Here is a 7,311-nt window from a genome sequence, read left to right as displayed (position 1 = left end):
GCCTCTCTTCCCCCCGCCCCCTCCCCTCCCCCACCCACCCCGAATTGCATTCGCGGCCCAGCGCCAGCAGCTGCACCACCGTCATCGTCGCCGCGCGCCACAGCGCGCAGTCATCGCCCAGCCGTGGCGGCCCGCCCGGCACCGGGTTGCCCGTCCGGCCCGGGGAGCCCAGCCCGTGCCCTGGGATGCCCGCCCGACCCGGTTCGTCACGCCCGGCCCAGTGACGCCTCACCCCGCCCCGGTTCGTCACACCTGGTCCAGTGGCACCCCACCCTGCCCCGGTTCGTCACACCCGGCCCAGTGACGCCTCGCCCGACCCCGGGTCACCCGCCCGACACCGGATTACCCGGTTTGCCCCACCCGGCCCCCGGGATGTCCAGCTCAGCTCTGGGACACCCAGCCCAGCCCGGATTACCTCCTTGCCGCGGGTTGCCCCGGCACGCCCCGTCTGGCCTCGGGTAACTCCACCGGCCCCGTGATGTTCAGTCCAGCCTCGGCTTGCCACGGCTCACCCCGCCCCGGCACACCCCCGGTTGTGCCACCCGGCCCCGCGTTCCCCCCCTAGCCCCGGGTTGCCCCGCCCCGCCTGGCCTCGGGTTACCCCGGAACGCCCCTCGGCCCCGTGGCGCGTCGCCCCTGTGGCACATCGGCCCCGTGGCGCGCCATCAGGCCCCCTGGCACCTGCTCTGGCCGTGGTGATCGGACCGCCCTCGTGCCCCCTCATCCTGCCGCCGCGATGCCCGGTTCCTCACGCGTCCGGCAGGTAGTGCTCCTCCAGAAGGTCCGGATCCTCGCCTTCCTCTTCCAGGGCCTGTTTGACGACGCGGAGGGCGAGGCCCTCCGAGTAGCCCTTGCGGGCCAGCATTCCGGCCAGCCGGCGGAGGCGCTTTTCGCGGTCCAGGCCCCGGGTGGAGCGGAGTTTGCGGTCGACCAGCTCGCGGGCGGTGGACTCCTCCTGTTCGGAGTCGAGGCGGCCGACGGCCACATCGATGAGGGCGGAGTCCACACCCTTGGTGCGCAGTTCACGGGCCAGAGCGCGGCGGGCCAGGCCACGCCCATGATGGCGGGACTCCACCCAGGCGTCCGCGAAGGCCGCGTCGTCGATCAGTCCGACCTCCTCGAAGCGGGAGAGCACCTCCTCCGCGGCCTCCTCGGGGATGCCCCGCTGCCGCAGTGCGTCCCCGAGCTGCTTGCGCGTACGCGGGTTCCCGGTGAGCAGGCGCAGGCAGATGGCCCGTGCCTGCTCCTCGGGCGTACGCGGTGGTCCCGATTCGGCCCTCGACGAGTCGGGACCACCGCTGTTCTCCCGGCCATGACGGCCTCTGCGGCCCTGACGGGGCTCGGTGTCGCCGGCAGCGCTGTGGGTGTCGTCCTCGCTGCCCGGCCATTCCGTTCGCCGCGTCATGGCGGGCTAGCTCTTGGCCGCGGCGGCCTTGGAGCCCTTGGCGGCCTTGGCCGCCGGTGCCGGGGCTGCGACGGCCGGTTCGCCCGCCGCCACCGCGGCATCCGCGCCGGGCTCCACCGCCGGCTCCTGCGGCTTCACGCCGATACCGAGCTTTTCCTTGACCTTCTTTTCGATCTCGTTGGCGAGATCCGGGTTGTCCTTCAGGAAGTTGCGGGAGTTCTCCTTGCCCTGGCCGAGCTGGTCGCCTTCGTAGGTGTACCAAGCGCCGGACTTGCGGATGAAGCCGTGCTCCACCCCCATGTCGATCAGGCCGCCCTCACGGCTGATGCCCTGGCCGTAGAGGATGTCGAACTCGGCCTGCTTGAAGGGCGGCGCGACCTTGTTCTTGACGACCTTGACGCGGGTGCGGTTGCCGACCGCGTCCGTGCCGTCCTTGAGGGTTTCGATGCGGCGGATGTCGAGGCGCACCGAGGCGTAGAACTTCAGCGCACGGCCACCGGTCGTGGTCTCCGGCGAGCCGAACATCACGCCGATCTTCTCGCGGAGCTGGTTGATGAAGATCGCGGTGGTCTTGGACTGGTTGAGCGCGCTGGTGATCTTGCGCAGCGCCTGGCTCATCAGCCGGGCCTGGAGGCCGACATGGGAGTCGCCCATCTCGCCCTCGATCTCGGCCCGCGGCACCAGGGCGGCGACGGAGTCGATCACGATGAGGTCGAGCGCGCCGGAGCGGACCAGCATGTCCGTGATTTCCAGGGCCTGCTCGCCGTTGTCCGGCTGGGACAGGATCAGGGCGTCGGTGTCCACGCCGAGCTTCTTGGCGTACTCAGGGTCGAGGGCGTGCTCGGCGTCGATGAACGCGACGGAGCCGCCGGCCTTCTGCGCGTTCGCGACGGCGTGCAGGGTCAGGGTCGTCTTGCCGGAGGACTCCGGGCCGTAGACCTCGACCACGCGGCCGCGGGGGATGCCGCCGACGCCGAGCGCGACGTCAAGCGCGGTGGAGCCGGTGGGAATGACCTCGATGGGTTCGTTCGGCCGCTCCCCCATGCGCATCACGGCGCCCTTGCCGAATTGCCGTTCAATCTGTGCGAGTGCGGCGTCCAGCGCCTTCTCGCGGTCGGTGCCTGCCATGGGTTCCACCCGATTTGCTTGAGTCGATCGCTTCACGTCCATGACGCTAACGCCTGCCACTGACAATGCGCCCGGACCCGGCTCCGACCTGTGGATAACTCCGCGAAAATCCCGAGGACACAGGCCAGATCTCCCATGAGAATGGATGTTCGATTTTGGTGTCAAGCGACCCGCTTCGGCGTCAAGCGGCCCGCGCTCGCGTCGCCGACGGGTCGCCGAGGCTCGTCGACCGCCCCGGCCGTGCGGCAGCGGCGCCGTGCGGCAAGGCACCCGGCGGGCTCCGGGGCCCGCGGGGTCAGCGGACCCCCTGGCCGTCCTCCTGGACGTCGCCGTCCGCCTTCCGGTCCTCCAGCGGGGCCGACGGCTGCTCGTCGTGCAGGGTCCGCCGGACACGGGCCAGGGCCCTGGCCCCGCGCCTGCTCCTGCCGCGGACCCGCAGGTCGTCGGGGACCTCGTACCGCTTGACGTACGCACCGAGGAACGCCTGAAGCGTCGCCGTCGCCGGGATCGCGATCAGCGCGCCCACCGCGCCCATCAGGGCCGTACCGGCGACGACCGAGCCGAAGGCGACGGCGGGATGGATGTCCACCGTCTTGGCGGTGATCCGCGGCTGTAGGAGGTAGTTCTCGAACTGCTGGTAGATCACGACGAAACCGAAGACCCACAGGGCGTACCAGGGGTCGACGGTGAAGGCGATCAAGATGGGCAGCGCGCCCGCGAGATAGGTGCCTATGGTCGGGATGAACTGGGAGACCAGCCCCACCCATATGGCCAGCGCCGGGGCGTACGGCACACCCAGGATCTCCAGCAGGACATAGTGCGCGAAACCGGAGATCAGCGCCATCAGGCCGCGGGAGTAGAGATAGCCGCCGGTCTTGGCGACGGCGATCTCCCAGGCGCGCAGCACCTCCGTCTGGCGGTGCGGCGGGAGGACCGAGCACAGGGCACGGCGCAGCCGGGGGCCGTCGGCGGCGAAGTAGAACGAGAACAGCGCCACCGTCAGCAGGTTGAACAGGCTGCCCAGCACCGTCGCGGAGACGGCCAGGACGTTGTTGGCGCTGTCCTGGACGTACTTCTGGAGCCAGTCGGACTTCAGCAGATTGTTCTGCACCTCGACCCGCGAGAGGTGGGTGTGCATCGTGTTGTTGATCCAGCTGATGACGGAGTCCAGATACTGCGGGAACTCCTCCACCATGTTGGCGATCTGTCCGGCGAGCATGGAGCCCAGCAGCGCGAAGAAACCGGCCGTGACGACGAGGATGCTCACGAAGACCAGGCCGGTGGCCAGGCCGCGCCGCAGGCCACGGGCCGCCATCCAGTCGACGGCAGGTTCGACGGCAAGCGCGAGGAAGAACGCGATCAGCACGTTCAGCAGCAGGCTGATCAGCTGGTGGAAGCCCCAGGTGGCGAGCTGGAAGCAGGCCACCAGAGCGAGTGCGAGCACCATGGCGCGCGGCAGCCAGCGCGGCATCCGCGCATCGGACCGGTCCGCGGACCGGTCCTCGGGGCCTGGGACGTCGTTGCTGGTGATCTCATCTGACTCGGGCACGGGGCCCAGTGTCGCGCACCGCTGCGACATCCCAGGCCCTGGCCCGGGCGCCCGCCCGCGTCATCCGGCCATCAGGGCGCCTTTCTCGCAGGTCAGAGCCCTGCGCCAGACCGTGCTCAGCGCTTGTCGGACGGCACATCCATCACCGAGCAGACCACCCGCCACACCTCTTTGGCGCTCCACCCCGCGTCCAGCGCCTCATGGACGGTCCGGCCGCCGAGGTCCGACATCACATAGTCACGCGCGAAGGAGTCGGCATACGCCGCACCGAAGTGATCGGCCATCCGCTGCCAGAAGATCGTCAACCGCATGCTTTCCGCTCCGTACCCGCTCTGACCTGCATGTCTATTGCTCCGCACGCCCCCGCGTGCCCCCACGCGCCCCTCAGGGGGTTTCCAGGGGGTCCTCCCTGTGGAACCCAGCATCCATCGTGGCGCGGGTTCGTGCGCCCGCCCGCGCGAACGACGTGCGGAGAGATCCGCAGAGGTACGCAGAGTAATGCCCGGTGCGGTCGGGCGCCCGAAGGATAACCGGCGGCCCGACTCACCCGGAGCGGAACATTCGGACACGGTGCGGATATCCCGGGCACGGAATGGCCGGCCGACCGAGGAAAGCGGTGAAGAGCGGTCGCCACGGTCGGTGAATTCTTGAGTTTGCTGCCGCCGGGAGATTTCCGCCGGCGAGTGCGGCACATAACCCTGAAGGATCTTTTGCCGTATCCGGTGGAAGTGTGCTCGCACACGGGTGGGGGCCGGAAACTTGGATTTCCGGCCCCCACCCGCACTTCAGGAATGCCCCTCCATAAATTCACCAGCGATACCACCGGCCACGCTTGCCGCCGGCGCCGGCGGAGCGAAGCACGAAGCCCAGCAGCCACACGGCGAGCACGATGACCGCCACGACCCAGAGGGCCTTCAGGGCGAATCCGGCGCCGAAGAGAAGCAGCGCGAGAAGCAGGACGAGAAGCAGGGGAACCATAGTTATCAACCTCCGAGGCATCGTGTGCCCCGCGGAATTCCCCCCAACCTTGCGAACTTATGTGTTTCTTAACCGGTTTCCGGGGCATCCGCGTTGACCGGCCGCGGCAAGATCCATTTACTCGGCCGCTTTTCGTCCGGCCTTTTTGCAGTATCTTCCGCCGGCTCAAATCCCCTTGGGGCTGCTACAGATGCCAGCTGATCGTCCCGCTGTGGGAGGAGAGCACCACGAGCAGCACGATGTCGAGGACACCGAACGCCAGGCCCAGGTAGGCACGGAGGCGTCGGATGGTTCCCCGGTAGAGGGCCGCGGCGCCGAAGAGCACCGCGCACGGCCCGAGGACGATGTTGAACACCAGCACGCCCAGCAGACCGCAGACGAACGCGGCGATGGCCATCCGGTCGGCCTGGGGGTGCGGTCCGGTCCTGACGGGAATCCGGGTGGAGGTCACCGGCCGCCCCCCTTCGCCGCCTTACGGCGCTCTCTGGCGAAGAAGACCACCAGCCAGGCCACGATGGCGACACCGGCGACGACAGTGACGGGCACCGGGACATGCCCCGCCGTCCCCATCAGCACACCGAAGAGGAACAGGGCTACGACCAGGAAGAGCATGATGCACCTTTCCCGTACGAGGGACAGCAAGGAGGCGGTGAGCCGTCTCGGGCTCCCACTGCGTCATTGCGGTGCCGCCTCGGCCCGCGTACCCAGGCGGGCCGTCCTTCTCACAGGTTCCGTTACGGAGGATCAGGTGCGGACCCCGGATCGTGACGACTGCGGCGGTGGCGGTGCCCGGCTGCGCCGCCGCGCGCGTCGTGGGTGCCCTGCGCCTATCCGCCCGTCTTGCCGAACCAGTCGATGCACACCACCAAGGAGTCGTCCAGGGATTCCGCGTCGCGGTAGTCGGCCAGGTCGCGGAGCACGGCGCGGGGCACGGTGGCGGCCGGAAGCAGCGTGCTGGCGTGGAGGGCGCGGGCCAGGGCCCGGCGTGCGTACCCTTCGCCCTCGGGCGAGACCGCCGCGTACACCCCGTCGCTGACGATGAGGAGCCGGTCGCCGGGCAGGACCTCGAATTCCTTTGCCACGTAGTGGGTCTCCTCGAACATGCCGAGCGGCATCTGCGGATCGAGATCGATCAGCTCGACCGACTTGCCGCGCATCCGCCACAGTTGAGGCGATCCCGCGTCCACCGCCTGCACCCGGCCGGTCGCGAGGTCGAACCGCAGCAGCATGGTGGAGACGTGGGAAGCGCCGCGGTACTGGGCGTAGAGGGCCTGGTCGGCCAGCGCCGCCTGGTCTTCGAGGCCGATACCGGCCCGGCGGGCGTTGCGCAGCGCATTGACGGCGAGGTGGGTCAGCAGTGAGGCGTTGACGCCCGTTCCCATGCCGTCGGTGACGGCGAGCGTCAGCTCGTGGGCGTCCGAGGCCCAGTCGTAGTTGTCGCCGTGGATGGCGTAGGCGGGCTCCAACTGGGCGCCGATGGCGTACTCGGCGGCGGAACAGGCCCTGGCCGGCAGCAGCTGCCACTGCATCTCGGCGGCGAGGGTGAGCCGGCTGATGCGTCGCGCGCGCTGGTAGACGTCGGTGTCGCGCTCGGCCACCAGGAGTTCGTGGCCGAGCAGGTCGGCGGCGTGGACCAGTTCGTCGACGGTGTGCGGAACGGACCGCTCCACGGGCAGGCGCACGGTGAGGATGCCGGTGCGTTCGCCGCGGACGGATACCGGAAGGTGGTGTTCCACCACCTCGCCCTGCTGGATCTGACGGCGGGGCTCCTGGCTCCCGAACGCCCTGCCCTCGGCGCTGTTCGCCACGGGAATCGAGGCGCCGGACGTTCCCAGCGCGTCGAAGGGCGTGAGCGCCGTCGCCCCGTAGTCCGCGAGCAGCAACTGTACGGAGAGCGCTCCGTAGCACCGGGTGAGCACCGCACGAAGCGTGTCCACCAGAGCGTGCGGGGCCGACGCCCGCAGTGCTCGTTCTACATCACAGCGTTGAGTCACGGTCTCTCAGGCATTCTTCGTCCACGGACGACGCAAAGGCGGGGGGCTGACGGGCACCGCGCCGGATGACACTGTGGCCAGGTGCCCCGATTCACTGGCTCGCCGCGTCCCCGCGAGCGCGCGAGTGCGGCCGCCCTCACCACCTCCGAGCTGCTGGAGGCGCTGTGGGGGCGTGGTCAGGAGATGTCCCGCCGGGCGGGGGCCTCGCCGTCACAACTGCGGGCCCTTCGCATGGCCGGGAGTCACGAGGGCGCGCC

The 7,311-nt window shown here is 69.7% G+C and carries 8 protein-coding genes; all 8 read right to left on the bottom strand.

The window, feature by feature from the left end; all coding sequences use genetic code 11:
- Positions 1-748: 748 nt before the first annotated feature.
- Positions 749-1,405, bottom strand: a complete 657-nt coding sequence (recX, locus tag M8I34_RS36920) for a recombination regulator RecX (RefSeq protein WP_250057264.1) — start codon at positions 1,403-1,405, stop codon at positions 749-751.
- A gap of 6 nt (positions 1,406-1,411) precedes the next feature.
- Positions 1,412-2,533: a recombinase RecA gene (recA, locus tag M8I34_RS36915; protein WP_053209844.1), complete on the bottom strand. Its 1,122-nt coding sequence runs from the start codon at positions 2,531-2,533 to the stop codon at positions 1,412-1,414.
- Positions 2,534-2,828: 295 nt separating this feature from the next.
- Entirely contained in the window at positions 2,829-4,112 is a 1,284-nt protein-coding gene (locus M8I34_RS36910; protein WP_250057263.1) for an AI-2E family transporter, read from the bottom strand.
- Between the two features lie 86 nt (positions 4,113-4,198).
- Positions 4,199-4,393 carry a DUF3046 domain-containing protein gene (locus M8I34_RS36905; RefSeq protein WP_030081503.1) on the bottom strand — a complete coding sequence of 65 codons (195 nt, stop codon included), beginning with the start codon at positions 4,391-4,393 and terminating at the stop codon, positions 4,199-4,201.
- 496 nt (positions 4,394-4,889) lie between these two features.
- A complete protein-coding gene (locus M8I34_RS36900; protein WP_006607051.1) occupies positions 4,890-5,060 on the bottom strand; it encodes a hypothetical protein in 171 nt (56 codons plus the stop codon).
- A 184-nt stretch (positions 5,061-5,244) separates the two neighbouring features.
- Positions 5,245-5,511, bottom strand: coding sequence for a DUF4190 domain-containing protein (locus M8I34_RS36895; RefSeq protein WP_250057262.1), 267 nt, complete (start codon positions 5,509-5,511; stop codon positions 5,245-5,247).
- Positions 5,508-5,672 (bottom strand): hypothetical protein, encoded by a 165-nt coding sequence (locus M8I34_RS36890; protein WP_030081509.1) that lies wholly within the window; start codon positions 5,670-5,672, stop codon positions 5,508-5,510. Before M8I34_RS36890 ends, M8I34_RS36895 begins: the two co-directional genes overlap by 4 nt.
- Before the next feature lie 215 nt (positions 5,673-5,887).
- Positions 5,888-7,054: a PP2C family protein-serine/threonine phosphatase gene (locus tag M8I34_RS36885; protein WP_250057261.1), complete on the bottom strand. Its 1,167-nt coding sequence runs from the start codon at positions 7,052-7,054 to the stop codon at positions 5,888-5,890.
- Positions 7,055-7,311 lie beyond the last annotated feature (257 nt).

The sequence above is a fragment of the Streptomyces sp. MCA2 genome (assembly GCF_023544705.1).
GTDB classification, from domain to species: Bacteria; Actinomycetota; Actinomycetes; order Streptomycetales; family Streptomycetaceae; genus Streptomyces; species Streptomyces decoyicus.
This window is presented reverse-complemented; position numbering and strand designations above follow the sequence as displayed.